The sequence below is a fragment of the Pseudomonas mandelii genome, from assembly GCF_006438925.1.
In the GTDB taxonomy this organism is placed as follows: Bacteria; Pseudomonadota; Gammaproteobacteria; order Pseudomonadales; family Pseudomonadaceae; genus Aquipseudomonas; species Aquipseudomonas mandelii_C.
Map to the genome: position 1 here is coordinate 392369 of NZ_RCZA01000001.1, position 25757 is coordinate 418125.

Consider the following 25757-nt stretch of genomic DNA (forward strand, 5'->3'; position numbering starts at 1 on the left):
TCGTTGCGGAGACTGAACATGGCTTATCAGTTCGATTTCATACCGGTGATGCAAAACACCGACCTGCTGCTGCGCGGTGCGCTGTTCACCCTTGAACTGACGGCCATCGGCGCGGTGCTCGGGGTGAGTCTGGGCATCGTTGGGGCGTTGGTGCGGGCGTGGAACATCCGCCCGTTCGCCGGCATTTTTGGGGTCTATGTCGAGTTGATCCGCAACACGCCGTTTCTGGTGCAGTTGTTTTTCATCTTCTTCGGCCTGCCGTCACTGGGTGTGCAGATTTCGGAATGGCAGGCGGCGGTGCTGGCGATGGTGATCAACCTCGGCGCCTATTCGACCGAAATCATCCGTGCCGGCATTCAAGCAATCCCTCGAGGACAGCTTGAAGCCGCTGCGGCGCTGGCAATGACGCGCTTCGAAGCCTTTCGCCACGTGGTGCTGCTGCCGGCGCTGGGCAAGGTTTGGCCGGCGCTGAGCAGCCAGATCATCATCGTCATGCTCGGCTCGGCGGTCTGCTCGCAGATCGCCACCGAAGAGCTGAGCTTCGCCGCCAACTTTATTCAGTCGCGCAACTTCCGCGCCTTTGAGACCTACGCCCTGACGACGCTGCTCTACCTGTGCATGGCGCTACTGATCCGCCAGTTGCTGAACTGGATTGGCCGCCGCTTCATTGCGAGGAGCAGCCAATGAGTGATTTCACTTTCTGGGACGTCGTACGCAACCTGCTCACAGGCCTGCAATGGACCCTGGCGCTGTCGCTGGTGGCATTTATCGGTGGCGGACTGATCGGCTTGCTGATCATGGTCATGCGCATCTCGAAAAAATCCCTGCCGCGCAGCTTCGCCCGCACCTACATCGAACTGTTCCAAGGCACGCCGCTGTTGATGCAGCTGTTTCTAGTGTTCTTCGGCGTGGCGTTGGCCGGGGTGGAGATTTCGCCGTGGATGGCCGCGGCGATTGCCCTGACGCTGTTCACCAGCGCCTACCTGGCAGAGATCTGGCGTGGTTGCGTCGAATCGATCCCCAACGGCCAGTGGGAAGCCTCGTCGAGCCTGGCATTGAACCCGCTGGAGCAACTGCGCTACGTGATCCTGCCGCAAGCGCTGCGGATCGCCGTAGCACCGACCGTGGGCTTCTCGGTGCAGGTGGTCAAAGGCACCGCCGTCACCTCGATCATCGGCTTCACCGAACTGACCAAGACCGGCGGCATGCTCGCCAACGCGACCTTCGAACCGTTCATGGTCTACGGCCTCGTGGCCCTCGGTTACTTCCTGCTCTGCTACCCCTTGTCCCTCAGTGCGCGCTACCTGGAAAGGAGACTGCATGCCTCTGCTTAGAATTTCCGCCCTGCATAAATATTACGGCGACCACCATGTGCTCAAAGGCATCGACCTGAGCGTCGAGGAAGGCCAGGTGGTGGCGATCATCGGTCGCAGCGGCTCGGGAAAATCCACCTTGCTGCGCACCCTCAATGGCCTGGAATCGATCAACGACGGCGTGATTGAAGTCGACGGCGAATACCTCGACGCCGCCCGTGCCGATCTGCGCAGCTTGCGACAGAAAGTCGGGATGGTGTTTCAGCAGTTCAACCTGTTCCCGCACCTGACGGTCGGCGAGAACGTGATGCTCGCACCGCAAGTGGTGCAGAAAGTGCCAAAAGCCAAAGCTGCCGAACTGGCGCGGGAGATGTTGGAACGGGTCGGGCTGGGGGAAAAATTCGATGCCTTTCCGGATCGGTTGTCTGGCGGGCAGCAACAGCGGGTCGCGATTGCCCGGGCGCTGGCGATGTCGCCGAAGGTCTTGCTGTGCGATGAGATCACCTCGGCGCTGGACCCGGAATTGGTCAATGAAGTGCTGAGCGTGGTCCGGCAACTGGCCAAGGAAGGGATGACGTTGATTATGGTCACCCATGAGATGCGTTTTGCCCGGGAGGTTGGGGATAAGTTGGTGTTCATGCATCAGGGCAAGGTGCATGAGGTGGGGGATCCGAAGATTCTGTTCGCGAATCCGCAGACGGCGGAGTTGGCAAACTTTATTGGGACGGTTGAGGCGGCGGACTGAAAGCTCTTCAGCGCCTATCAGACCGTCTTCGCGAGCAGGCTCGCTCCCACATTGGTTCTGCGTTGTCCACGGCATTGGCGGCAACATCGAACCCTGTGGGAGCGAGCCTGCTCGCGATTGACCGCGCAGCGGTCACTGCATAACTGCGCAGGATCAAGGCTTTGAACCGTACGCGTTGGCGGCAGCGTTTGATCGTGGCACGATGTCGAGGTTATCGACCGAGACCCCCTGACCATGCCGCAATCTCAAGCCAAGAATCTGTCCCTGATCGCCGCAATCGACCTGGGCTCCAACAGCTTTCACATGGTCGTGGCCAAGGCCCAGAACGGCGAAATCCGTATTCTCGAGCGTCTCGGGGAGAAGGTTCAGCTGGCCGCCGGCATCGACGATGAGCGCCAGCTCAGTGAAGAATCCATGCAACGCGGGCTCGATTGCCTGAAGCGCTTTGCCCAACTGATCAACGGTATGCCGCCCGGCGCCGTGCGGATCGTCGGCACCAACGCCCTGCGTGAAGCCCGCAACCGTGGCGAATTTATCCGCCGCGCTGAAGAAATTCTTGGCCATCCGGTGGAAGTCATTTCCGGCCGTGAAGAAGCGCGCCTGATCTACCTCGGTGTTTCCCACACCCTCGCCGACACCCCGGGCAAGCGCCTGGTGGCCGACATCGGCGGCGGCAGTACCGAATTCATCATCGGCCAGCGCTTTGAACCACTGCTGCGCGAAAGCCTGCAAATGGGCTGCGTCAGCTACACCCAGCGCTATTTCAAGGACGGCAAGATCACCCCGGCCCGCTACGCCCAAGCGTACACAGCGGCGCGGCTGGAGATCATGAGCATTGAACACGCCTTGCATCGCCTGACCTGGGATGAAGCCATCGGCTCCTCGGGCACCATCCGCGCCATTGGCCTGGCGCTGAAGGCCGGCGGACACGGCACCGGCGAGGTCAACGCCGAAGGCCTGGCCTGGCTCAAGCGCAAGCTGTTCAAACTGGGCGATGTCGACAAGATCGATTTCGAAGGCATCAAGCCCGACCGCCGGGCGATCTTCCCGGCGGGCCTGGCGATTCTCGAAGCGATCTTCGACGCGCTCGAGCTGCAACGCATGGACCACTGTGAAGGCGCCCTGCGTGAAGGCGTGCTCTATGATCTGTTGGGCCGTCATCATCACGAAGACGTCCGTGAGCGCACCCTCAGCTCGTTGATGGAGCGCTATCACGTCGATCTGGAACAAGCGGTGCGCGTCGAGCGCAAGGCGTTGCATGCTTTCGATCAAGTGGCTGAGGATTGGGAGCTGGATGACGGGGTCTGGCGTGAATTGCTCGGCTGGGCGGCCAAGGTCCATGAAGTGGGCCTGGACATCGCTCACTATCACTATCACAAGCACGGCGCTTATTTGATCGAGCACTCGGACCTGGCCGGGTTCTCCCGCGAAGACCAACTGATGCTTGCGCTATTGGTGCGTGGCCACCGCCGCAATATTCCTCGGGACAAGTTTGCCGAGTTCGGCGATGACGGCATCAAGCTGATTCGCCTGTGCGTGCTGCTGCGCTTTGCGATTCTGTTCCATCACATCCGCGGCACCCAGGAAATGCCTCAGGTCGTGCTGCAGGCCAATGGCGACAGCCTGGATGTGTTGTTCCCGGAAAACTGGCTGGACGAAAACCAGCTGACCCAGGCCGACTTCGGCCTGGAAGCGGAATGGCTGACCCGGGTGGGCTTTGTGCTTAACGTTCGCTAAGCCTTGTTTGATGACCGCCGAACACCTGTAGGAGCTGCCGAAGGCTGCGATCTTTTGATCTTGTCGGAACTGCTGAAAGGCAAAATCAAAAGATCGCAGCCTGCGGCAGCTCCTACCGAGAATGATGTCGGCCTCGACATTCGATGAAAACAAAAATGGCGATCCGCAGGGATCGCCATTTTTTACATCACGCCAGGATTAACGGACCGCCAGAATCGGGCTGCCCAAACGTTCCAGCAGTGTTGCCTGCGCGCTGCGCGGGTTCTGGTTGCCGGTCGGCGTGTTGCGGATGTAACGGCCGTCCGCCTGCAGGCTCCAGCTGTGAGTGTTATCGGTGAGATACAGCTCCAGCTCTTTCTTGACCCGCATGATCAGCTTCTTGCCCTCGACCGGGAAGCAAGTCTCGACGCGCTTGTCGAGGTTACGCTCCATCCAGTCGGCGCTGGACAGGAACATCTGCTCTTCACCGCCATTGAGGAAGTAGAACACCCGGGTGTGCTCCAGGAAACGCCCGATGATCGAGCGCACGTGGATGTTGTGCGAAACCCCGGCGATGCCCGGACGCAGGCAGCACATGCCACGCACCACCAGATCGATACGCACCCCGGACTGACTGGCCTTGTACAGCGCGCGGATGATCTTCGGATCGGTCAGCGAGTTGAACTTGGCGATGATGTGCGCCGGTTTGCCGTCGAGGGCGAACTGGGTTTCCCGGGCAATCATGTCGAGCATGCCCTTCTTCAACGTGAACGGCGCGTGCAGCAGCTTCTTCATGCGCAGGGTTTTACCCATGCCGATCAGCTGACTGAACAGTTTGCCGACGTCTTCACACAAGGCGTCATCCGAGGTCAGCAAGCTGTAGTCGGTGTACAGACGGGCGTTGGCCGCGTGGTAGTTGCCGGTACCCAAGTGGGCGTAACGCACGATCTCGCCGGCCTCGCGACGCAGAATCAGCATCATCTTGGCGTGGGTCTTGAAGCCGACCACGCCGTAGATCACCACCGCACCGGCCGCTTGCAGACGGCTGGCCAGTTGCAGGTTGGACTCTTCGTCGAAGCGCGCACGCAATTCGATCACCGCAGTGACTTCCTTGCCGTTACGCGCCGCATCGACCAGCGCATCGACGATTTCCGAGTTGGCGCCGGAGCGATACAGGGTCTGACGGACCGCCAATACATGCGGATCCTTGGCTGCCTGGCGCAGCAGGTCGACCACCGGGGTGAACGACTCGAACGGGTGCAGCAACAGAATGTCCTGCTTGCTGATCACGCTGAAGATGTTCTCGCTGTTTTGCAGCAATTTCGGGATCTGAGGAGTGAACGGCATGTATTGCAGTTCTCGCTGGCTGTCCAGGCCGGTGATGCTGAACAGGCGGGTCAGGTTGACCGGACCGTTGACCTGATACAACTCGGTCTCGTGCAGGTTGAACTGCTTGAGCAAGTAATCGGACAGGTGTTTCGGGCAGGTGTCGGCGACTTCGAGGCGCACCGCGTCACCGTAGCGACGGGAGAACAACTCGCCGCGCAGGGCGCGGGCCAGGTCTTCGACATCTTCGGTGTCGACGGAGAGGTCGGCGTTTCGAGTCAGGCGGAACTGGTAGCAGCCCTTGACCTTCATGCCCTGGAACAGGTCATCGGCGTGAGCATGGATCATCGACGACAGGAACACATAGTTGTCGCCCGAGCCGCCCACTTCTTCCGGCAACTTGATCACGCGCGGCAGCAGACGTGGCGCCGGGATGATCGCCAGACCGGAATCGCGGCCGAAGGCGTCGATCCCTTCGAGCTCGACGATGAAGTTCAGGCTCTTGTTCACCAGCAACGGGAACGGGTGCGTCGGGTCCAGGCCAATCGGGGTAATGATCGGCGCAATCTCGTCGCGGAAATAGCGGCGCACCCAGGTTTTGATCTTGGTGGTCCAGTGACGCCGACGGATGAAGCGGACCTGATGCTTTTCCAGCTCCGGCAACAGAATGTCGTTGAGGATCGCGTACTGGCGGTCGACGTGACCGTGTACCAGCTCGCTGATGCGGGCCAGGGCCTGGTGCGGTTGCAGGCCATCGGCGCCGGCTTGTTCACGGGCGAAGGTGATCTGCTTTTTCAGGCCGGCCACACGAATCTCGAAGAACTCGTCCAGGTTGCTGGAAAAGATCAGCAGAAACTTCAGCCGCTCCAGCAACGGGTAGGACTCATCCAGCGCCTGTTCCAGCACGCGGATGTTGAACTGCAGTTGCGAGAGCTCGCGATGGATGTACAGGCTGCTGTCATCCAGACCGGGAATGGCAATCGCCGGCGCCGCTACTGCGGGCTCGGTCACCGCTGCGGGAGGAGCAGGCTCCAGTTCCGGCGGGGTTTCGGCGATTTGCTCCACCACAGGTTGAGCGTCTTTTACGGCAACTTCAGTGAGTACTTCGGTATTCATCGAATGTTCCTGGGAGGGCTATTTTTGCTCTCGTAACAATTGAGCGGCACGGACGGCAAAGTAAGTCAGGATGCCATCAGCGCCTGCACGTTTAAAAGCGGTCAGGGATTCGAGGATAACCCCTTCGCTCAACCAGCCATTCTGGATTGCCGCCATGTGCATGGCGTATTCACCGCTGACCTGATAAACAAAGGTCGGCACTTTAAATTCTTCTTTGACCCGGTAGAGGATATCCAGATACGGCATGCCTGGCTTGACCATGACCATGTCTGCGCCTTCTGACAAGTCTGCCGCCACTTCATGCAGCGCTTCGTTGCTGTTGGCCGGGTCCATTTGATAGGAGGCCTTGTTGGCCTTGCCCAGGTTCAGCGCCGAACCGACCGCATCGCGGAACGGGCCGTAATAGGCGCTGGCGTACTTCGCCGAGTAGGCCATGATCCGCACATTGACGTGATCGGCCAGCTCAAGCGCTTCGCGGATCGCCTGGATGCGCCCGTCCATCATGTCCGACGGGGCCACCACCTGAGCGCCGGCTTCGGCGTGGGACAGCGCCTGCTTGACCAGTGCGTCGACGGTGATGTCGTTCTGCACGTAGCCTTCTTCGTCGAGGATACCGTCCTGACCGTGGGTGGTGAACGGGTCCAGAGCGACGTCAGTGATCACACCCAGCTCAGGAAATTGCGCACGCAATGCGCGGGTGGCGCGCTGGGCGATCCCGTTCGGGTTCCAGGCTTCAGCGGCGTCCAGAGACTTGAGCTCTGGTGGCGTCACCGGGAACAACGCCAAGGCCGGAATCCCCAGCTCGACCCACTTGGCCGCTTCTTCAAGCAACAGATCGATGGTCAGGCGCTCGACGCCCGGCATCGACGCCACCGCTTCGCGACGGTTTTCACCGTCCAGCACGAACACCGGCAGGATCAGATCGTCGACGGTCAGAACGTTTTCACGGACCAGTCGACGCGAAAAATCATCACGGCGATTGCGACGCAGGCGGGTTGCTGGAAACAAACGGTTGGCGGGGGTAAAGCTCACGGCAGACTCCTGAGCCCGCGCTGGCGGGCGAGCGTGACAGTTATAAGCGGCCATTATGACCAACGTATGACAGTTGTGTGCATCCCTGCGTCACGTAGCCGCATTCCATTGTCCTTGTAGGAAATGTTCACGTCGAGACACATTTGGACACTTTCATGAATGATCACGAAGGGTTAGGCTGCGCGTTCATTTCGCCAGCATCCAGACAATGCTCCAACAATTTCTTCAGGAATTCGGCTACTTCGCCCTCTTTCTCGGCACGTTTTTCGAAGGCGAAACCATTCTGGTGCTCGCAGGCTTCCTCGCGTTCCGCGGATACATGGACCTCAAAGTGGTCATGATCGTGGCGTTCCTCGGCAGTTATGCCGGTGATCAGCTGTGGTATTTCCTGGGGCGCAAGCACGGCCGCAAGTTGCTGGCGCGCAAACCGCGCTGGCAATTGATGGGCGACCGGGCACTGGAACACATCCGCAGGCACCCGGACATCTGGGTACTGAGCTTCCGCTTTGTCTATGGCCTGCGCACGGTGATGCCGGTGGCGATCGGCCTGTCGGGCTATCCGCCAGGACGTTATCTGCTGCTCAACGGGATTGGTGCCGCGATCTGGGCCGCGGCGCTGGCTGCCGCCGCCTATCACTTCGGTGCGGTACTCGAAGGCATGCTCGGCAGCGTCAAGAAGTACGAGCTGTGGGTGCTCGGCGCCCTGCTGATACTGGGCGTTTGCCTGTGGCTGCGCCGACGCTTCAAGAACGCCCGTCTGGCGAAGAAGATCTACGCCGACGAGCAGGCCTTGAAAGCTGAACAAGCCAAAACCAACAAACCTACGACGCCAGTCGAGTGAAACGGTTTCTGCAACAGTAGAGACCAATACCACTGAGCAGGCTGTAACTCAGCAGGCCGACCCAGCCTGCCGCGCTGGCCGGCCAAAGCCCAACGACCGGCGCCAGCCACACCAGCGGCACATTTGACGCCAGGCGCAGCAGCTCCAGCTTCAGCGCCCACGGGCGATTCTCCAGGGCCACGCCCAACGTAAACAAACCCAGCGCCACGGCACTCCAGCCGAGCACCAGCGCGGCGGTTGGCAAACTCTGCTCCAGGTTCATCAAGTAGCTGCCCAGCGCGATGTAGACGCAGAACTGCAACACGACGTAAAGCTGCTGACGCCCGTCCAGCGGCACCTCGAATTTACGGAACTGACTCAGGTCTGGCTTATTCATCGGGTACCTGGCCGCCACATCCGCCGGCCGCCAACCGGTGCGCATGAACCAGATACGCAGCTTGTCCCATTTGCTTTGCGCACGCCGCGCGTCATCCCACAGCTGCGCATAAAACTGCACATTCGCCCACAACGGATTCCAGCTCGCGAGCGGCGTGGTGACACCGAAAATCACCGGTTCGTTATCGTCCTCTTCCTGGAACGAGCCAAATAGACGGTCCCAAATAATGAACACCCCGCCGTAGTTGCGATCCATGTAGAGAGCGTTCTGTGCATGGTGAGCCCGATGATTGGACGGCGTGACAAAGAACCACTCGAACCAGCCGAGCTTGGGAATGTGTTTGGTATGCACCCAGAACTGGTACAGCAAGTTAAGCGAGGCGACGCTGATGAACACCAGCAGCGGCACGCCGAGCACGGCCATCGGCAGATAGAAAATCCAGCTCAACAGGAAGCCGGTACTGGTCTGGCGCAGCGCCGTGGACAGGTTGTAGTCCTCGCTCTGGTGATGCACTGAATGCGCCGCCCAGAGAATGTTGCGTTCGTGGCCCATGCGATGCAGCCAGTAGTAGCAGAAGTCGTAGAGGACGAAGGCGAATACCCAGACCCAAACGCTGTCCGCCGAGAGTTCGAACAGCGCCAGGTGCTTGAGGGCAAACGCATACGTCACCAGGCCGGCGCCTTTGGTCAACAGGCCGGTGGTGGTCGACAGCACGCCGGTGCTCATGCTGTTGATCGCGTCCGCCACGCGATAATTACTCACCCCGCGCCAACGGTCAGCCAGCAGTTCGACGGCAATCAGCACAAAGAAAAACGGCACCGCATACAGAATGAAGTCCATGACGCGCCCTGATCGGAATCTTGAGGACAGATCCTAGGTGTAGCCGCGAATTAACCCTATGGCAACGAGTGACAAATTAGTGGACATTTAACGCCATGAACCTGGAGAAAAGCCCATGAGCAAAAAAATTGCAGTGATCCTATCCGGCTGTGGCGTGTACGACGGCGCCGAGATCCACGAAAGCGTGATCACCTTGCTACGTCTGGACCAGCGGGGGGCTCAAGTGCAGTGTTTCGCACCGAACATCGCGCAGCTGCATGTGATCAATCACCTGACCGGCGAAGAAATGCCCGAGTCGCGCAACGTACTGGTGGAATCGGCGCGGATCGCCCGGGGCAATATCAAGGATATCCGCGAAGCGGACGTGGAAGACTTCGATGCGCTGATCGTTCCGGGCGGTTTCGGGGCGGCCAAGAACCTGTCCAACTTCGCCGTCGAAGGCGCCGGCTGCACCGTGCAACCGGAAGTCCTGGCGCTGGCTGAAGCCTTTGCCGAGGCCGGCAAACCGGTCGGGCTGATCTGCATCTCGCCGGCGCTCGCGGCGAAGATCTATGGACCGGGCGTGACTTGCACCATCGGCAACGACGCCGATACTGCCGCCACCATGAACAAGATGGGCGCTACACACGCCGACTGTGCGGTAACTGACATCGTTGAAGACAAAGCACGCAAACTGGTCAGCACCCCGGCGTACATGCTGGCGCAGAGCATCAGTGAAGCGGCTTCGGGCATCAACAAACTGGTCGACCGCGTTCTGGAACTGACCCACGAGAATGACGTGTAAACACGGACAAATGTGCGAGCCTGCTCGCGAAGAGGCCGTTACCTTCAACGCCTATGTTGACTGTCAGGCCGCTTTCGCGAGCAGGCTCGCTCCCACAAGGGGTTCTGTGTCTGGCTCAAGACTTGCGGGAAAGCCGCGTAAGGATCCGGTCCAGCGCATTGGCAAACGCCTGCTTCTCACGCTCACCAAATGGCGCTGGCCCGCCGCTCATCTGCCCCTGTTCACGTAGATCGGTAAACAGGTTACGCACCGCCAACCGATCGCCCATGTTCTGCGCATCGAACTCTTTGCCCCGTGGATCCAGCGCCGCAACACCCTTTTTCACCAGACGGTCGGCCAGCGGCACATCGCTGCAGATCACCAATTCGCCGGGGACTGCGTATTCCACCAGGTAGTCGTCGGCGGCATCCGGACCACTCGGCACCACGATCAGCTTCACCAGGGCCAACCCCGGTTTGATCTGCGGCTGTCCGGCCACCAGCACCACTTCGAACTGGCGCTTGAGGGCGAACTTCACCACCAGATCCTTGGCCGCCCGGGGGCAGGCGTCGGCATCGATCCACACACGCATCGTGTTTTCCTCGGGTCAAAAAGCTTCGCGAGCAGGCTCGCTCCCACAGGTTATACGCAAATCCTGTGGGAGCGAGCCTGCTCGCGAATATGAGCGAAGCGAATGCTTTTAAGAAACCTGCACCCGCCGCTTCTCGGCCAGCCGGCTACGGCCATACAGCACGATGATCGCGATGATCGCCACCGCCTGCGCACTCAGCGAATACGCATCAGCGTGGATCCCCAGCCAGTCGAAGTCAAAGAACGGCACCGGCCGGGTGCCGAAAACCCCGGCTTCCTGCAACGCCTTCACGCCATGCCCGGCAAACACCACCGACAACGCACACAACAGACCGGCGTTGATACTGAAGAACAACGACAGCGGCAGTTTCGCCGAGCCGCGCAGGATCACCCAGGCCAGACCCACCAACATAACCAACGCCGTCGCACCACCCGCCAGTACCGCGTTATGGCCCGCTGGACCTGCCTGCAGCCACAGGGTCTCGTAGAACAGAATCACCTCAAACAGTTCGCGATACACCGAGAAGAACGCCAGCGTCGCAAACCCGAAACGCCCGCCGCCTCCCACCAGGCTGCTCTTGACGTAATCCTGCCAGGCCGCGGCGTGACGACGGTCATGCATCCACACGCCGAGCCATAGCACCATGACGGCAGCGAACAATGCCGTCGCACCTTCCAGCAATTCCCGTTGCGAACCGCTGACATCGATCACATACGCTGCCAGCGCCCAGGTCCCCAGACCGGCCAGTAGCGCCAAGCCCCAACCGACGTTGACGCTGCGGACCGCTGATTGCTGGCCAGTGTTGCGCAGGAACGCGAGGATCGCCGCCAGCACCAAAATCGCTTCCAGGCCTTCGCGCAACAGAATCAACAGGCCGGAGATGTAGCTCAGCGACCAGCTCAAACCATCGCTGCCCAGCAGGCCGGCGGACGCCTTCAACTTGGCCTTGGCCGCGTCCAGACGTTGCTGGACCTGGGCAACCGGCAGACCGTCCTGCAACGACTGACGGTAAGCCATCAGCGATTTCTCAGTGTCTTTGCGCACGTTGGCATCGACGTTATCCAGAGAACTTTCGACCAGTTCGAAACCCTCCAGATAAGCCGCCACCGACAGGTCATAAGCCTGATCGTGATCACCGGCACGGTAGGCGGCGATGCTCTTGTCCAGGGTTGCGGCGGTGTAGTCGAGCAACTGCGCCGGGCCACGCTTGACCTGCGGCGGTTGCGCCCGCTGAGCACGGAACGTCGCCGCTGCTTGCGGCCCCTCGGCAACCTGCACTTCTGCGGGAGTCTGACGAGCCAGGTCGGCGATGTTGTAGGTTTTTTCGGACTTTGCAGTAGCCGGGTCGGCGCTGAAGCTGGCGATGTAGGTCGCCAGGTCCCAACGCTGACGATCGTCCAGCTGATCGGCGAAGGCCGGCATGTCGGTGCCTTCGACACCGAGGCCCAGGGTGCTGTAAATCGCGTAGAGGCTCAGGTGATCCAGCCGCGCCGCATCACGCAGATTGGCTGGCGGCGGCGTCAAACCGACGCCCGCCGGGCCATCCCCGGCCCCCGCGTCGCCGTGGCACACCGAACAATGCTGAGCGTACAGCGGCGCACCACGGGTCGGATCCGGGGTAATGATCGGCGCCTGACTGACTTCATAAGTCACGGCCAGTTTCGCACCGAGTTGGCGGGCCTGGCGGGCGACGTCCGCACCGTCCTGACGCGCAGAAATGGCACTGCGCAGTGTGCTGACGCCCTGCTCCAGTCCGGTTTTTTCCGGCTTGGCGGGCATCGCGGCGATCAAGCCTTGCAACACCTTGATGAATTCCAGCTGCTCGCGGTATTCGGACTCATCGATGACCTTGCCTGCCTGCACGGTTTGCGGGTAGTCCGCGCCGATGTAGTCGAGCAAATGCAGCGCTTGCGGCGCGCCTTCTACGGTGTCGGCCAGCAGATTGAAACTGCACAAGGCAAACAGCGGAAACACCAGCCAGGCCAGGAAACGGGACGGGGCAGTCATGAATGAATCTCAATTGGAAATACGAAGTAACACATTGTTCACTTCCAATGCCATTCACTCAAGCTTTGTCTGAGGCGGCCGCTGAAGTACAGGAACAAAGTGCCATCATCCAAGTCTATAATTTGCCGCCTCATGGCGGCTTATTTTCAAGGAAGACACACAGCAAATGGCCACCCGCCTGCGCTTCATGTTTGTACTCAGTGCGTGCCTTCTACTGAGCGGCTGCCCCACCATGCGCAACTACAACGCGGAACTGGGGGAGACACTCGATTACTTCAACGCGGGGCATCTCGACGGGGCACTGGCCGTACTTGAGCGAAACAATCCCATTGCGCCAGGGGATCTGCTCTATCACTTTGAGAAAGGCGAATTGCTGCGGCTCAACGGCGATATGAGCGGCAGTTTTGAAACGTGGGACTACGCCGACCGGTTGATCGAGGGGTGGGAAAACTCGCCAAGGTTCGACACCTTCAAAAAATTCACCGAGTTCAATAGTTACGCCCTTAACGACAAAGTCCGCTTATACGACGGCTACGATTTCGAGAAGGTCGCCCTGACCACGCAAATGGCCCTGACTTGCCTGTCCAGCCCCGACGTCGCAGCCGCCCGCGTCATGATCAAGAAAACCCACGAGCGCGAGGCAACCATTGCCCAAAAGCGCGACCTGCAATACCTGAAACTGGAAAACCAGGCTGAAGAAAAAGGGATCTCCCTGAAGTACAAAGACCTTCAGGGCTACCCGGTAGCGACCCTTGATGCCCCCGAAGTGGTCGCGCTGAAAAACAGCTACCAAAGTGCGTTCAGCCATTACCTGGCCGGTTTCGTCTACGAAACGCTGGGCGAAAAAGACCTCGCCGCGCCGGGTTATCGCCAGGCAGTTGAACTGCGCCCCAACACGCCGCTGCTCGAGCAAGCATTGCGTAATCTGGACAAATCACCGCTGAAGGCTGGCGAGAGTGATGTCCTGCTGATCGTGCAAACCGGCCTTGCGCCAGCGCGCAGCTCGGTTCGCGTGCCGATTGCGGTGGACGTCGACGGCGAAACCTTCATTACCAATATGTCGTTTCCGATCATCGTCCCCGACACCTCCACGCCCCCTGTGGACTTCATCACCGTGGACGGCAAAAAACAGAAACTGACCCTGCTCAACAGCTTCGGCGACATGTCGCGCCGCGCTTTGCGCGATGACATGCCGGGCATCATCCAGCGCACCCTCCATCGCGCTCGGTCCAATGCCGAATACCTGGCCTACCTGAGAAAGCACAGACCCGAGAAACTGGAGGCGGCGATCCTGGAACAAACGCAACGAGAGGATGCCGACACACGTGGCTGGCGTACCTTGCCCGACAAGACATTAGTGGCGCGTCTGCGGCTCAAGAAAGGCGTACATCAACTGACGCTGCCCAACGCGCCGGAATTTTCGCCGCTCAAGTTCAAGATCGATCAGACACATCAAGCCTTCAGCCTTCGGGCGGTGAGTAACCGGATTTACGCCGCCGATATCGCCATGCAGCTCGACGCCACTCCCGCATCGCAAACTGCAGTCGGCCCTGCCCTACCCTGAATGGAGATTTTCATGGGATTGAAATGCATCGCCGTTGTCGCTCTGGCCCTGTTGGCCGGTTGCGCCACACCGCCACCGCCGCCGGAGCCGGGCAGCGCTGCCAGCAAAGTCATGGCCACGGGACCGCTTGAACACGTAGCCATAGGCCCGATGCGCATGGCCCGGGAAAACGGCTTCCTGACGGTCAACGCGCAGCTGAGCAATACCGACACCCGCAACAGAACCTTGTACTACCGCTATCTGTGGCTGGGGCCGGAAGGTTTTCCCGTGGCCGAAGCCGACACCTGGAAAAGCTTGACCCTGTACGCCGAGCAAACCAGTTTTGTGCCGGCCATTGCTCCCGTGCCACAAGCCGTGGATTTCCGCCTGGAGATCAATACGCCGTGAACCGCCCACTTGAGACCTTGCCCATGTTTGTACGCGCTTCCTTCCTGGCCCTGAGCGCTTTGCTGATCGGTGGCTGCGCCGCCAACCATTCGCCGGTGTTAGGCAGTGGCAACATCAGCTACGGCGACCCCAAAGCCGTGGAACTGGTGACTAACGAATTCGGCTCGACTGACCTGCAGATGATCGCTGAAAGCATGACCCGCTCGCTCGCGCAGTCGGGCGTTCTGAAGGGGCGGCCGGTGGTTCAGGTATACGACGTGATGAACAAGACCAGCGAGTACATCGACACCCGCGAAATCACCACGTCGATCAAGACCCAACTGATGCGTTCCGGCACCGCGCGCTTTGCCAGCGACAACACAGACATGCAGAGCCAGGTCGACCACCTCAAACTGCAGAACCAGAGCGGTCTGTACAAGAAAAGTACGGTGGCCAAAACCGGCAACATGATCGCCGCCCGCTACCGCCTGGAAGGCTCGATCAGTTCGATTATTAAGCGCAGCAACGATTACAAGGACGTCTTCTACAAATTCAGCCTGCAATTGATCGACGTCGAAAGCGGGCTGGCGGAGTGGATGGACGAGAAAGAAATCCGCAAGACCACGGAGCGCTGAGCAATGCGTGCATGGATTGGCATCATGGCCCTGGCTTGCGCCGTTGGCGCCCAGGCAGCCCCGAAAATCGCGGTGACCGACTTGGCTTATGAAGCGAGCGTGGATCAATACGTTCACGTGATCTCGGCCCGGGACAATCATCAGCAGGACTATTACGGCACCAGTGGCTCGTCCAGCTATGACGAGTACACGACGCAGAACAGCTATCTGGAACAGACCGAAATCAGGCGTTTCAGTGGTGACATCAAAGGTCAGATGCTCAAGACCGGGATGTTCCAGCTGATTCAGGGCACGCCCTACACCGCCAGCGCTAAAAGCGATGTGTATGACGTAATCAAACGCATCAAGGCCGGCCACTTCAAGGGTGCCGACTACGTGCTGTTCGGCACGCTGTCGGACATCGACTTCACCCAGGACATGAACGAGCTGGCCAATACCGACAGCTATTCGGCAGTGCTGGCACTGACCTTGGTGGCCGACTTCAGCCTGATCAACACCAGGACTTACGAGATAACCTCGGCCTTTACCGCCATGGGCGAGGCTCAGGACACCAAACTGGTGAACAACCGGGATATCCACGTTTCATTGAACCGCCCGCGGGTGGTGCGTGAAGTTTCCCGGTCTCTGGGCGAGGATGTTGCCCGACAATTGAGCGAACAGCTCGGGGATGGAAGTTATGAGCCGTCAGGACAACCGGAGCCGCGCAATGACCTGCCACCGGATACCGCGCCGGTCATCCTGCGCTGACCCGTGAAACTAAAAAGGCGACACCAAGGGTCGCCTTTTTTGTGCCTGGCGGTTTTACACCACGGCTTTGCGAAGGGTCGCCATGAATGCCGCCGCACCAATGAACAGCCCGGCAAACGTGCGGTTCATGCGTCTCTGCTGCTTGGGCGTGCGCAACATCCGCAGCACCTTCGATGCAAGTCCGGTGTAACCGGCCATGACGATCAGATCAACGCAGACCATGGTCACACCAATGATCAGGTACTGGATCAGCAGCGGCGCATGCGGATCAATGAACTGCGGCAACACCGCCAGCATGAACACCAGCGCCTTGGGGTTGCTGATGTTCACCAGAAAACCGCGGAACACCAGGGCCATCGGCTTGCCAATCTGACGCACGGCCGCGTCATCGCTCATGTCGCTGGGCAGCGCACGCCATTGCTTGATCGCAAGGTAAACCAGATAGGCGACACCGAACCATTTGATCGCATAGAAGGCCGTGGCCGACGCCGTGAGAATCGCGCCAACACCGGCACCGACAATCGCAATCTGCACCGCCAGACCCAGTTGCAGGCCCAAGGCGTTCCAATAACCGCGCCAGAACCCGTATCGCAGACCGCTGGACATCGACGCAATGGCGCCGGCACCGGGGGATAGGCTGATCACCCAGCAGGCGGCAAAAAACGCCAGCCATGTTTGAAGCTCCATTGCACACCTCGACTCAGACTCTTGACAGACGTCTAAGCTAATGCGGCTTTGGGCCGATGACTACCGATTTTTGCAGGACAGAGTTGAAGCCGACCAGCGTTTACAGCTGTAGGGCCCTTTCGCGAGCAGGCTCGCTCCCACATGGAATTTGTGAGCGCCACAGATCTACTGTGGGAGCGAGCCTGCTCCGGGCGGCGTTCCGACGAAAGCGATAGGTCAGACGACAAAAGACTTACTTTTCGAAACCGCTGGAAGGAAATAAATCGCTGCCGCGCCAGCGTCGCACCGAGCGCTGGAAGAACAGGCTATTGGGCACTTGCACCATGGCACTGCCGGTGCCGAGTTCTTCGGCTTCGATCAGCGTGGTGTAGAGCAGATTGATCGCCACCACCCGGCCTTTGACGCCAGGCTTGTCAGTGGTGTCCACCAACTCGACCACATCACCGATCCGAAACGGGCCGACGGTGAAGATCAGGATCGCGCAAAGCAGATTGGAGAGCACACTCCACATGGCGAAGAACGCCACTGCCGCTACCGCGACAAACCCGGACAACGCGGTCCAAAGCACCGTCGCCGACACCCCGAGGCGTTCCAGCACGAAGATCAGCGCGCTGCCCATGATCAGCCAGCGCAAACCACCGCGCAGCGGCATCAGCAATTGCGGCGGCAACGGATAGCGCTCACCCAGGCGAGTCAGGCACTTGGCAACGCAACGCTGGGCAACATATCCCGCCAACAGAATCAGCAGGATCTGCACGAAGAGCCAGATCGGCTCGATCCACACAGCAGGCAATGGCAGCTTGAAGACTTCCATCAAGACAGAGCCTCCAGCTCCGCCTGCATGCTTTCAAGCAATTCCAGCGCTTCCATCCAGGCTTCTTCCAGCTCGGCTTCACGGACCTTCAGCTTGGCCTGTTCGGCCAGCAGATCACGCAAATCGTTCTTGCGCGCCGGCTCGTAAATGTCGCTGTCGCCGAGGCTGGTATCGATCTTCGCCAGTTTCTCGTGCAGCTTGCCCAGCTCGGCTTCGAGCTTGTCAGCCTCGCGCTTGTGCGGTGCCAGTTGCTGACGCAACGCAGCCGCCGCCTGGCGCTGGGCTTTCTTGTCGGTCTTGTCCGGGTTGACCGGCGTATTGCTGACCGGGGCGTTGCGCTGACGGTAGTCCACCAGCCAACGGGTGTAGTCTTCCAGGTCGCCGTCGAACTCCTCGACCTTGCCGTCCGCCACCAGATAGAAATTGTCAGTGGTGCTTTTGAGCAAATGGCGATCGTGGGAGACCACCAGTACCGCGCCACTGAATTCCTGAAGAGCCATGGTCAGCGCCAGGCGCATTTCCAGGTCCAGGTGGTTGGTCGGTTCGTCGAGCAGCAACAGGTTCGGCCGGCCCCAGGCGATCAATGCCAGCGCCAGTCGGGCCTTTTCGCCACCGGAGAAGTTCAGCACCGGCTCATCGATACGCGCCCCGCGGAAGTCGAAACCACCGAGGAAGTCGCGCAGCGTCTGCTCGCGCTCGGTCGGCGCCAGGCGCTGCATATGCAGCAACGGGCTGGCCTTGGAGTCGAGTGAGTCCAGCTGATGTTGGGCGAAGTAGCCAACGACGGTGTTCTCGCCACGGGTCAGTCGGCCAGACAACGGCTCAAGTTCACCGGCAAGGTTTTTGATCAGGGTCGATTTACCGGCACCGTTCGGGCCAAGCAAACCGATCCGCGCACCGGGGGTCAGTTGCAGCTTGACCTTCTCCAGCACGGCTCGCTCGCCGTAACCCAGTCGGGCGTCGGAGAGGTCAATCAACGGACTGGAGATTTTCACTGATTCGCGGAAAACGAAATCGAATGGCGAATCGACGTGGGCGGCGGACAGTTCTTCCATCCGCTCCAGCGCCTTGATCCGGCTCTGGGCCTGACGGGCCTTGGTGGCCTGGGCCTTGAAGCGGGCGATGTAGCTTTCCATGTGCGCACGTTGCGCCTGCTGCTTCTCGTAGGCCTGCTGTTGCTGGGCCAGACGTTCGGCACGGGCGCGTTCAAAGGCGCTATAACCACCGCGATACAGGGTGATCTTGCGCTGATCGACGTGGGCCACATGATCGACCACGGCATCGAGGAAGTCCCGGTCGTGGGAAATCAGCATCAAGGTGCCGGGATAGCTTTTGAGCCATTCTTCGAGCCAGATGATGGCGTCGAGGTCCAAGTGGTTGGTCGGTTCGTCGAGCAACAACAAGTCCGAAGGGCACATCAAAGCCTGCGCCAGGTTCAGACGCATCCGCCAACCACCAGAGAAATCTCCTACCTGGCGATCCATCTGTTCATTGGTGAACCCAAGGCCAGCCAGCAGTTTTCGGGCCCGGGCATCGGCGGTGTAACCGTCGGCGCTGTCGAGTTCCGAGTGCAGGCGGGCCTGAGCGGTACCGTCATGGGCCGCTTCGGCTGCCGCGAGGTCGCGTTGCACCTCGCGCAGGCGCAGGTCGCCATCGAGCACATAGTCGACCGCCACGCGATCGAGGGTGTCGATCTCCTGGCGCATGTGGGCGATGCGCCAGTCCGCCGGCAGGAAGCAATCACCCGAGTCCGGGTGCAGGTCACCCAGAAGCAAGGCGAACAGGCTCGATTTGCCGGCGCCGTTGGCACCGATGAGGCCGGCTTTGTGGCCGGCGTGCAGGGTCAGCTCGGCGTCTTCTAGCAGACGTTGAGGGCCACGCTGTAAAGTCAGGTTCTGAAGTCGAATCATAATGGCGGCGGAGTCTACCAGCTTCGCTCGCAACTGGCGCGAGTAGCACTATGTCCTCTGACCTGTGGAGCTTTTCCCTTAGTACTTACGCCCGTCCCGGCGTTGAACCCGCATGCCTGCAATTACAGTCGGCGGGTATCAATGTGTGCTTGCTGCTCTGCGGGCTGTGGCTGGGAGAACGTGGCGTCGCCTGTAACGAACAACGATTGCAGCAACTGCGTAGCGTGGCCGAGCCGTGGGACGCAGACGTGGTGCAACCGCTGCGAGCCTTGCGGGTGAATTGGAAAGTCGTTGCCACCGACGATAGCGAACTGAATGCTTTGCGCGAGCAAGTGAAGGCACTCGAACTGGAAGCCGAGCGACATCTGTTGGTGCGACTGGAACGATCGGCGTTGAGTTGGCCGCAAGGTGAGGCGACCGATCTATCGGCCTGGCTGGAAGGTGTAACGGCAGGCGCCGCCCACCTGGACCGCGACGCGCTGCATCAGCTGCGCGTCGCGGTAAGCAGCACTTAGGAAGCGCTGGGTGGGGTGGTTGCTGCGATCGATGCGGCGGCCGGCGTTGGTGCTGGCGTGGCTGTCGAGGTGGCTGCGGCTAAAGCAGATGTTGCTACCGGAGCCGGGTTGGCTGGCTTGGCAACTGGCGCGGCGGCCGGCTTGGCGGCAACCGGTTTTTTCACCGCTGGTTTTGCAGCCGGTTTGGCAGCGGCAGGTTTGGCTGCTGGTTTCGCTGCAGCAGGTTTTGCAGCAGTGGCTGGCTTGGCTGCGGCTGGTTTTGCAGCAGCAGTTTTGGCAGCCGGTTTGGCTGCAGCTTTTGCAGCTGGTTTTGCAGCTGGCTTGGCAGCTGTTTTAGTCGCGACTGATTTCGCGGCAGGCTTGGCAGCAGGTTTCGCAGCGGCAGTTCTAGCCGTTGGTTTTGCGGCCGGTTTGGCAGCTGCTTTCGCCGCTGCAGTTTTCGCCACCGCCGGTTTAGCAGCAGCGGTTCTTGCAGCCGGTTTAGCGGCAGCTTTTTTGGCAGCGGCTGGCTTGGCGGCAGGTTTGGCGGCGGCTGTTTTTGCAGCCGGTTTTGCAGCGCTTGCAGCGACTGGTTTTTTCGCCGCAGGTTTAGCGGCAGGTTTTGCTGCGGCTTTCACCGGTGCTTTGGCAGCCGGTTTGGCGGCAGACTTGGCCGGTGCTTTTGCAGCAGCCGGTTTGGCAGCGGCTTTCTTGGCAGGAGCCGCAGCAGGCTTGGCCGAACGCAGGGACAACGCCTTGCCGACAGCCTCTTGTACACGACCGACGCCCTGGGCCAGTTTCAGGCTTTCTTGAGCATCGCGCTTGAGTTGCAGAATGTAGCTGCGAGTTTCGGATTGACGATCCTTGAGGGCATCGAGCAAGTCCTCAAGCTCCTTCACCGCTCCCTTGGCTTTGGCTTGTGCCTTGGCCTTGCCGGCCGCCGCAGCGTCCTGCAATTTGGTACGGGACTTGTGCAATTTTTCTTGCGCTTTTCCGCGTTGCTTTTCCAGTTTGGCGAGCAGTTTTTCAGCATCAGCCAAGGCTTGGGAACAAGCGTTTTCCAAGTGCTCGAGCAAGCTGCCCGAGAGTTGTTGGAGTAAGTGCAACGGAGTATTTACAGGCTTCTTGGTGGCCGACATGGTTTACCTCCTGGCTGACGTGGGTGCGGCTCATACTAGACCTCTGCTGCTACCGCCGCTAGGGCATGTTGACAGTATCCAAAGCGCTGCGTTGCAACGGATTGAAATTCTTCTGCGCTTGCGCAAAACCAGTTCACCGTCGAGCGCATTCACACTGGCATAATCCACCGCATCTCAGGTCGGAGAGTGCCCATGTCGCGCTACCTTTTTTTATCACTGTGCGTGTTTTTTTCCGTGGCCCAGGCCGCCGAAAAAACCAAAGAAAATGACACTCATGATCTCTCTTACAGCCTGGGCGCAAGCCTCGGCGAACGCCTGCGCCAGGAGGTTCCCGATCTGCAACTTCAGGCGCTGATCGAAGGCTTGCAACAAGCTTATCAAGGCAAACCCCTGGCGCTGAAAGATGAGCAGATCGAACAGATTCTTGCCGAGCACGAAGCCCAGGTCGCCTTGCAACCGAGCATGCCGCAAAGCGAAGTTGCCCTCGAAAAAGAGCAGGCTTTTCTCGCCGAGGAAAAAACCAGACCGGGCGTTCGTGAGCTGGCCGATGGAATATTGCTAACGGAGTTGGCGCCAGGCACGGGTGCCAAAGCTGGCCCCAACGGCAAAGTCCAGGTGCTGTATGTCGGTCGTCTTCCCGACGGCACGGTGTTCGATCAGAACAGTCAGCCGCAGTGGTTCAGTCTCGACAGCGTGATCAGCGGATGGCGCAGCGCGTTGCAGCAAATGCCGGTCGGTGCGAAATGGCGTCTGGTAATTCCATCGGCCGAAGCCTATGGCGCCGAAGGTGCCGGCGACCTGATTGCACCGTTCACACCGCTGGTATTCGAAGTCGAATTGCGCGGTGCCACAGGCTGAATAGCGGAAACGAAAAACGGCGCGCATAGCGCACCGTTTTTGGAGGTTTTGCAGGAAGGGGGTTCAGGCCTGAACCGGGTCCTCTTCCTTGTGAGCGGTGTGCAGCACTTCGATCAGGCAGTCTTCCAGCTCGAAGCGCTCGTGCAACAGGCCACCCAGCTCTTTGAATTTCTCTGCCACGCATTGACCTGCATCACACAGGTCATTGAACGCTAGCAGCTTCTCGGTGATGACATCGATGCGAGGGTAGATGGTCTCGGCCAACTCAAGCCCGCGAGTGTCACCAAACGCTTTGGCTTCACCGGTCAGCTGTTCGTAGATCTCGAAGTGCCCGGCAGACACGTAATCGACCAGCACGCCGCAGAATTCCTGCAACGGCTTACGGTTCTCACCCAGTGCCTCAGGCTTGGCGCCGAGAGCATCATAGGCCCGAACCAGTTCGTGACGCTCCTGCAACCAGCGATCGATCAGCAGATGCACTCCACCCCAACGTTCCTGAGCATTCTGACAACTTTCGAGCATGGTGATCTCTCTTCCCTTGTGGGTCATGCTGCCCTACACCCGTCGCCACACTTGAAGGTCAAGTATCGGCCAGGCAGAGCGTCATTCGAGCAACATAATTCCAATGACACGTGCGGGCCAGATTATGCCCGCGCGACAATGGCTTCAAGGTACGCAGGAGATAAAGTTCATACAAGTGTTTAATCACCCGCCGGCGCCCGGTGCGACGAACCGCCGCTGGGCGGTCGCAGACAGGCTTTCCAGACAACGCGCAGCAGCTGATAAATTCCCAGAATTGTCATCGCCATGAAGAACAGCAGACTCCATTCAGGAATGCTCAGGTCGAACAGTGTCCAGGAAATCTCCGCGCACTCTGCCTCCCCTTTAAACATCTGCGTCACCTGACAAAACCAGGGCATGTCCTCGTACTGAACTGCCAGATTGGGCGAGCACGTCAACAGCTGATGCATTGGATCGCTCTGCAGCAATACCTGCCGCCACGCCGTGACCGTACCCGCCATACTGCAAAACAGCGCGAGCATCCAATACAGGAAAGACCCGAAGCGGCCCGGCCCATGTACCGAAGCCACCAGGCAGATACCTGTGAGCAACGCGAGGCAAAAGCGCTGCAACAAGCACAACCCGCAAGGCTTGAGGCCGACCGCATATTCCAGGTAATAGGACACGCCCAAGGCCAGGGCACCTGCAATGAAAGCCATGAAAAACAAGGAGCGTGAGCAGGCCAAAGACATGGCATTTCCGTAACAGTAGAGACAGGCGGTTACGGTAGAGGAAAGCGCGGCAGCCTTTCAAGGCAGGCCAGCGGGGACACTTCAACAGAGGTGTAGGGAATTCCCGACAGGAACGAGAGGATTAGGTGTAGTCCTCTGTAGGACTCTGCCGCTGACGGACTACAAAGGTAAAATCCCGACAGTTTGCAGGCAACTGGATCGCTCCTTCGAGCGACCCGTCATCCACTCTTCAAGCGTGAACAGGAACCGGCAACGGTGCCGCCAGCAAGCGCTCGTCCAACAAGCCCAAGCCCTCCTGGAACAACTGATTGCTGCGCTCGGTGTCACCCAGCTGCGCCAGCAGCCGCGCCAGTTCCGCGCAGGCTTCCGGGTTGCGCTGCACCCGCAAGCTGCTTTCCAGATAATCCCGGGCCTTGCCCCAAAGGCTGCTTTGCAGACACAAGCGCCCCAGAGTCAGCAGCAGGCTCGGATCGGCCGGATGATCCTTGAGCCAGCCCTCGGCGGTGTGCAGTTGACGTGCCGGATCGCTACCGCGAACGAGTCCGTAGAGGCGCGCCAGATGACTGTCGTAGTTGCGCTTGAGCGCCGTTCGCAGGATCTCTTCGGCCTCGACCTGAGCACCCAGTTGCCGAAGCTGCTCGGCATAAGCGAGCACCAGTTGCGGCTCCTGACGTTGAGCTGAGGTCAACTGCTGCCAGGCGCGATTGAGCGCTTGCAAGCCGACCGTCCCGTCTTCTTCCTGATGCGCCGCCAGGGACAGGTTCTCACCCCAGGCCCGGCGTTCCAGTTCGGCCAGCTCGGCCGGTGGCAGGACTTTGTCCTTGCGTAGCTCCGGCAGCAGACGAATCACCGCCGACCATTCGCCCCGCTGTTGGTACAAGCGCTGTAACTGGCGCAAGGTCTGGACGTTATGAGGATGACGTTCGTGCATGGCCTGCAGGGTCACCAGGGCGCCTTCGGTATCGCCGCGGTCAGTCTGCAATTGCGCGTGGCTCAGGGCAATCGCCAACTCTGCCTGGGGTTGTCGCTCTAGAGCGCGCTCCAGCAGGTTGTCGCTTTCCTCATATTGACCTTGTTCGTTCGCGGCCCGGGCAGCGCCGAGGTAGTAAAGCAGAGGCTGGCGCTCGGCTTCCGCAGCCCGATGCAGATGGCGCTGCGCACTGGCCCAGCGACCTTCGGCCAGATCCAGCTGACCGTGCTCAATCGCCACCTGCACACGGCGACTGCGATTGCGCCGCGACCAGGGATTGACCACGCCGCTGGAGGTCGTCACCAATTCGATCAACGCCTTGATGCCCCAGAACACCAGCCAGAGCACGGCGACCAACGCCAGGGTTGCCCACAGGCTCGATTCGTAACGGAAGCTTTTATAGGCGATCAGCACGTAACCGGAATGCTCGGCAATCGCCAGCCCCAGCGCAGCAGCAGCGGCAATCACCAGGAACACGATTACATAGAGGCGTTTCATGGCGTCGCCTCCTGAGCCGTGTCCGCGGCAGGTTTGGCCATCGGTTTGATCGAGTCCTCGGCGTTGACATTACGCCGCTCCAGATACCCCTGAACCGCACTCAGCGTGCCGGTCAGGTCTGGCGTGACGACGGTGACCGGTTGCTTGCTCAACTCGCCAACCTGCTCAAGCATCACTTTGCTCTGAGGATTGTCCGGGTTGAAGTTGCCCTTGAGCACGTCCCGCGCTTCGGCCAGCGCCTGGGTATAAACCACGGCCTGGCCATTGAGCGCGGCCCATTGCGCCTGCTCCAGCGCCAGGCTCAGGGCCAGGCGCACCTGGCTCAGGCTCTGCCCGGCCAGCAACGGACGCACATTCTTGTCGGCGTTAAAGTCGATGCGGATGTAGCGCGAGACCTGATCCCACCATTGCGCCCAACGACTGGCGCCGTCGCCATCGGCGGTGAGCCCCAACAGGGATTCACCACGGTCCTTGTACTCGGGTGCCAGCTCGGTGAGGCTGATTACCTGATCGCGCAGCGCCCCCAGTCGAAGGAACAGACCGGTGCGATCCGGCTGTTGGGTGCTACGCAATGCCACCAGCGTTTTGGCCACTTGCTCGCGAGCGGCAAAGGAACCCGGATCGTTCTGTTCGCGCAGAATTTCATCGGCGCCCTGCACCAAAGCCTGGGCACTGCTGATGTCCTGCAACGCGGAAAGACGCAAGCTGGCCAGGCGCAACAGGTGCTCGGCCTCGGCCAGACGCCAATCCTTGCGGCTGGCGCCGAGAACCGTTTCCAGACGTTGATTCAAGCGTTGCTGATCGCCTTGAAGTTGAGTGACCAAACGACTGCGTGCATCGAGCTCGTCGGCGGCAGGCATTTGTTCCAGGCGGGCAGTCAGGCGTTGTTCATTGAGCTTCAGGTCCTGCGCCTGATCGTTCAATGCCTGGACCTGACTCAACTGTTGCTGAGTATTGGCTTGCAGGTGACGCACCTGCCAGACTCCCCAACCGCCCACGGCGACACCGGCAGCGCCCAGCAGCAGCGCGACGATTGCCAGCCCATTGCCTCGGCGCTGCACTGCAGCAGACCCTGTTTCAACCGGTGCTTCAACCGGTGCATCGAGCACTGGCTGGACGTCATCTTTAGGCAAGGCTGTTTCGCTCACGTATCCA

The 25757-nt window shown here is 60.0% G+C and carries 25 protein-coding genes; 12 read left to right on the plus strand and 13 right to left on the minus strand.

Annotation, left to right across the window (positions count from 1 at the left end):
- Positions 1–18: 18 nt before the first annotated feature.
- From EAH74_RS01855 to ppx, 4 genes are all read left to right on the plus strand, one after another.
- Positions 19–687, plus strand: a complete 669-nt coding sequence (locus EAH74_RS01855; RefSeq protein ID WP_140675344.1) for an amino acid ABC transporter permease — start codon at positions 19–21, stop codon at positions 685–687.
- Entirely contained in the window at positions 684–1334 is a 651-nt protein-coding gene (locus EAH74_RS01860; RefSeq protein ID WP_033060645.1) for an amino acid ABC transporter permease, read from the plus strand. Before EAH74_RS01855 ends, EAH74_RS01860 begins: the two co-directional genes overlap by 4 nt.
- Complete coding sequence (locus tag EAH74_RS01865; protein WP_140675347.1) at positions 1321–2058, plus strand: amino acid ABC transporter ATP-binding protein; 738 nt, start codon at positions 1321–1323, stop codon at positions 2056–2058. The genes EAH74_RS01860 and EAH74_RS01865 overlap by 14 nt, the downstream gene beginning before the upstream one ends.
- A gap of 234 nt (positions 2059–2292) precedes the next feature.
- On the plus strand, positions 2293–3795 hold the full coding sequence (ppx, locus tag EAH74_RS01870) for an exopolyphosphatase (RefSeq protein ID WP_140675350.1): 1503 nt from the start codon (positions 2293–2295) through the stop codon (positions 3793–3795).
- Positions 3796–3993: 198 nt separating this feature from the next.
- On the opposite strand, the gene ppk1 is transcribed toward ppx, so the two are convergent.
- Both ppk1 and hemB read right to left on the minus strand, forming a co-directional pair.
- Positions 3994–6216, minus strand: a complete 2223-nt coding sequence (gene ppk1, locus EAH74_RS01875; RefSeq protein WP_140675353.1) for a polyphosphate kinase 1 — start codon at positions 6214–6216, stop codon at positions 3994–3996.
- 18 nt (positions 6217–6234) lie between these two features.
- Positions 6235–7248, minus strand: coding sequence for a porphobilinogen synthase (gene hemB, locus EAH74_RS01880; protein WP_008150323.1), 1014 nt, complete (start codon positions 7246–7248; stop codon positions 6235–6237).
- Between the two features lie 208 nt (positions 7249–7456).
- Between hemB and EAH74_RS01885 the strand changes: the two genes are divergently transcribed.
- A complete protein-coding gene (locus EAH74_RS01885) occupies positions 7457–8089 on the plus strand; it encodes a DedA family protein (protein ID WP_140675356.1) in 633 nt (210 codons plus the stop codon).
- On the opposite strand, the gene EAH74_RS01890 is transcribed toward EAH74_RS01885, so the two are convergent.
- Positions 8070–9305 (minus strand): sterol desaturase family protein, encoded by a 1236-nt coding sequence (locus EAH74_RS01890; RefSeq protein WP_140675359.1) that lies wholly within the window; start codon positions 9303–9305, stop codon positions 8070–8072. The two genes, EAH74_RS01885 and EAH74_RS01890, sit on opposite strands and share 20 nt — an antisense overlap.
- A 115-nt stretch (positions 9306–9420) precedes the next feature.
- On the opposite strand from EAH74_RS01890, the gene elbB reads away from it, so the two are divergent.
- The gene (elbB, locus tag EAH74_RS01895) at positions 9421–10089 is read left to right on the plus strand and encodes an isoprenoid biosynthesis glyoxalase ElbB (protein ID WP_140675362.1); all 669 of its coding nucleotides are present in this window, start codon (positions 9421–9423) and stop codon (positions 10087–10089) included.
- A gap of 115 nt (positions 10090–10204) precedes the next feature.
- Here elbB and EAH74_RS01905 read toward each other — a convergent pair whose 3' ends face one another.
- Positions 10205–10660, minus strand: a complete 456-nt coding sequence (locus EAH74_RS01905) for a YaiI/YqxD family protein (RefSeq protein WP_084320266.1) — start codon at positions 10658–10660, stop codon at positions 10205–10207.
- A gap of 108 nt (positions 10661–10768) precedes the next feature.
- A complete protein-coding gene (locus tag EAH74_RS01910) occupies positions 10769–12667 on the minus strand; it encodes a cytochrome c/FTR1 family iron permease (protein WP_140675367.1) in 1899 nt (632 codons plus the stop codon).
- 166 nt (positions 12668–12833) lie between these two features.
- Between EAH74_RS01910 and EAH74_RS01915 the strand changes: the two genes are divergently transcribed.
- Genes EAH74_RS01915 through EAH74_RS01930 form a run of 4 tightly spaced genes read left to right on the plus strand, consistent with a single transcriptional unit; the run spans position 12834 to position 15979 of the window.
- A complete protein-coding gene (locus EAH74_RS01915) occupies positions 12834–14231 on the plus strand; it encodes a COG3014 family protein (protein WP_140675370.1) in 1398 nt (465 codons plus the stop codon).
- Between the two features lie 12 nt (positions 14232–14243).
- Positions 14244–14618, plus strand: coding sequence for a YcfL family protein (locus tag EAH74_RS01920; RefSeq protein ID WP_123365089.1), 375 nt, complete (start codon positions 14244–14246; stop codon positions 14616–14618).
- 23 nt (positions 14619–14641) lie between these two features.
- Positions 14642–15232, plus strand: a complete 591-nt coding sequence (gene lpoB, locus EAH74_RS01925; RefSeq protein ID WP_123365088.1) for a penicillin-binding protein activator LpoB — start codon at positions 14642–14644, stop codon at positions 15230–15232.
- A gap of 3 nt (positions 15233–15235) precedes the next feature.
- Entirely contained in the window at positions 15236–15979 is a 744-nt protein-coding gene (locus EAH74_RS01930; RefSeq protein WP_123365087.1) for a penicillin-binding protein activator LpoB, read from the plus strand.
- Positions 15980–16033: 54 nt separating this feature from the next.
- Here the strand turns inward: EAH74_RS01930 and rhtB are convergent, their stop codons facing one another.
- The 3 genes from rhtB to EAH74_RS01945 form a co-directional block, all read right to left on the minus strand.
- A complete protein-coding gene (rhtB, locus tag EAH74_RS01935) occupies positions 16034–16666 on the minus strand; it encodes a homoserine/homoserine lactone efflux protein (protein WP_123365086.1) in 633 nt (210 codons plus the stop codon).
- A gap of 232 nt (positions 16667–16898) precedes the next feature.
- Entirely contained in the window at positions 16899–17480 is a 582-nt protein-coding gene (locus EAH74_RS01940; RefSeq protein ID WP_140675373.1) for a mechanosensitive ion channel family protein, read from the minus strand.
- The gene (locus EAH74_RS01945) at positions 17480–19390 is read right to left on the minus strand and encodes an ATP-binding cassette domain-containing protein (RefSeq protein ID WP_046045102.1); all 1911 of its coding nucleotides are present in this window, start codon (positions 19388–19390) and stop codon (positions 17480–17482) included. The genes EAH74_RS01940 and EAH74_RS01945 overlap by 1 nt, the downstream gene beginning before the upstream one ends.
- A gap of 50 nt (positions 19391–19440) precedes the next feature.
- On the opposite strand from EAH74_RS01945, the gene EAH74_RS01950 reads away from it, so the two are divergent.
- Positions 19441–19905, plus strand: coding sequence for a TIGR02444 family protein (locus EAH74_RS01950; RefSeq protein ID WP_140675376.1), 465 nt, complete (start codon positions 19441–19443; stop codon positions 19903–19905).
- Here the strand turns inward: EAH74_RS01950 and EAH74_RS01955 are convergent.
- Complete coding sequence (locus EAH74_RS01955; protein WP_140675379.1) at positions 19902–21023, minus strand: AlgP family protein; 1122 nt, start codon at positions 21021–21023, stop codon at positions 19902–19904. The two genes, EAH74_RS01950 and EAH74_RS01955, sit on opposite strands and share 4 nt — an antisense overlap.
- Before the next feature lie 192 nt (positions 21024–21215).
- On the opposite strand from EAH74_RS01955, the gene EAH74_RS01960 reads away from it, so the two are divergent.
- Positions 21216–21881 (plus strand): FKBP-type peptidyl-prolyl cis-trans isomerase, encoded by a 666-nt coding sequence (locus tag EAH74_RS01960; protein WP_140675383.1) that lies wholly within the window; start codon positions 21216–21218, stop codon positions 21879–21881.
- Between the two features lie 63 nt (positions 21882–21944).
- Here the strand turns inward: EAH74_RS01960 and EAH74_RS01965 are convergent, their stop codons facing one another.
- From EAH74_RS01965 to EAH74_RS01980, 4 genes are all read right to left on the minus strand, one after another.
- Positions 21945–22403 (minus strand): Rsd/AlgQ family anti-sigma factor, encoded by a 459-nt coding sequence (locus tag EAH74_RS01965; RefSeq protein ID WP_033053386.1) that lies wholly within the window; start codon positions 22401–22403, stop codon positions 21945–21947.
- Between the two features lie 179 nt (positions 22404–22582).
- Entirely contained in the window at positions 22583–23134 is a 552-nt protein-coding gene (locus EAH74_RS01970; protein ID WP_140675386.1) for a disulfide bond formation protein B, read from the minus strand.
- 229 nt (positions 23135–23363) lie between these two features.
- Positions 23364–24602, minus strand: a complete 1239-nt coding sequence (locus tag EAH74_RS01975) for a heme biosynthesis protein HemY (RefSeq protein ID WP_140675389.1) — start codon at positions 24600–24602, stop codon at positions 23364–23366.
- Positions 24599–25750 carry a uroporphyrinogen-III C-methyltransferase gene (locus EAH74_RS01980; RefSeq protein ID WP_140675392.1) on the minus strand — a complete coding sequence of 384 codons (1152 nt, stop codon included), beginning with the start codon at positions 25748–25750 and terminating at the stop codon, positions 24599–24601. Before EAH74_RS01980 ends, EAH74_RS01975 begins: the two co-directional genes overlap by 4 nt.
- Between the last annotated feature and the right edge of the window lie 7 nt (positions 25751–25757).

Bases quoted from the DNA above. Each gene is read 5' to 3' on its own strand.
- EAH74_RS01855 (WP_140675344.1), top strand. From the start codon at position 19: ATGGCTTATCAGTTCGATTTCATACCGGTGATGCAAAACACCGACCTG.
- EAH74_RS01860 (WP_033060645.1), top strand. From the start codon at position 684: ATGAGTGATTTCACTTTCTGGGACGTCGTACGCAACCTGCTCACAGGC.
- EAH74_RS01865 (WP_140675347.1), top strand. From the start codon at position 1,321: ATGCCTCTGCTTAGAATTTCCGCCCTGCATAAATATTACGGCGACCAC.
- ppx (WP_140675350.1), top strand. From the start codon at position 2,293: ATGCCGCAATCTCAAGCCAAGAATCTGTCCCTGATCGCCGCAATCGAC.
- ppk1 (WP_140675353.1), bottom strand. From the start codon at position 6,216: ATGAATACCGAAGTACTCACTGAAGTTGCCGTAAAAGACGCTCAACCT.
- EAH74_RS01885 (WP_140675356.1), top strand. From the start codon at position 7,457: ATGCTCCAACAATTTCTTCAGGAATTCGGCTACTTCGCCCTCTTTCTC.
- EAH74_RS01890 (WP_140675359.1), bottom strand. From the start codon at position 9,305: ATGGACTTCATTCTGTATGCGGTGCCGTTTTTCTTTGTGCTGATTGCC.
- elbB (WP_140675362.1), top strand. From the start codon at position 9,421: ATGAGCAAAAAAATTGCAGTGATCCTATCCGGCTGTGGCGTGTACGAC.
- EAH74_RS01905 (WP_084320266.1), bottom strand. From the start codon at position 10,660: ATGCGTGTGTGGATCGATGCCGACGCCTGCCCCCGGGCGGCCAAGGAT.
- EAH74_RS01910 (WP_140675367.1), bottom strand. From the start codon at position 12,667: ATGACTGCCCCGTCCCGTTTCCTGGCCTGGCTGGTGTTTCCGCTGTTT.
- EAH74_RS01915 (WP_140675370.1), top strand. From the start codon at position 12,834: ATGGCCACCCGCCTGCGCTTCATGTTTGTACTCAGTGCGTGCCTTCTA.
- EAH74_RS01920 (WP_123365089.1), top strand. From the start codon at position 14,244: ATGGGATTGAAATGCATCGCCGTTGTCGCTCTGGCCCTGTTGGCCGGT.
- lpoB (WP_123365088.1), top strand. From the start codon at position 14,642: ATGTTTGTACGCGCTTCCTTCCTGGCCCTGAGCGCTTTGCTGATCGGT.
- EAH74_RS01930 (WP_123365087.1), top strand. From the start codon at position 15,236: ATGCGTGCATGGATTGGCATCATGGCCCTGGCTTGCGCCGTTGGCGCC.
- rhtB (WP_123365086.1), bottom strand. From the start codon at position 16,666: ATGGAGCTTCAAACATGGCTGGCGTTTTTTGCCGCCTGCTGGGTGATC.
- EAH74_RS01940 (WP_140675373.1), bottom strand. From the start codon at position 17,480: ATGGAAGTCTTCAAGCTGCCATTGCCTGCTGTGTGGATCGAGCCGATC.
- EAH74_RS01945 (WP_046045102.1), bottom strand. From the start codon at position 19,390: ATGATTCGACTTCAGAACCTGACTTTACAGCGTGGCCCTCAACGTCTG.
- EAH74_RS01950 (WP_140675376.1), top strand. From the start codon at position 19,441: ATGTCCTCTGACCTGTGGAGCTTTTCCCTTAGTACTTACGCCCGTCCC.
- EAH74_RS01955 (WP_140675379.1), bottom strand. From the start codon at position 21,023: ATGTCGGCCACCAAGAAGCCTGTAAATACTCCGTTGCACTTACTCCAA.
- EAH74_RS01960 (WP_140675383.1), top strand. From the start codon at position 21,216: ATGTCGCGCTACCTTTTTTTATCACTGTGCGTGTTTTTTTCCGTGGCC.
- EAH74_RS01965 (WP_033053386.1), bottom strand. From the start codon at position 22,403: ATGCTCGAAAGTTGTCAGAATGCTCAGGAACGTTGGGGTGGAGTGCAT.
- EAH74_RS01970 (WP_140675386.1), bottom strand. From the start codon at position 23,134: ATGTCTTTGGCCTGCTCACGCTCCTTGTTTTTCATGGCTTTCATTGCA.
- EAH74_RS01975 (WP_140675389.1), bottom strand. From the start codon at position 24,602: ATGAAACGCCTCTATGTAATCGTGTTCCTGGTGATTGCCGCTGCTGCT.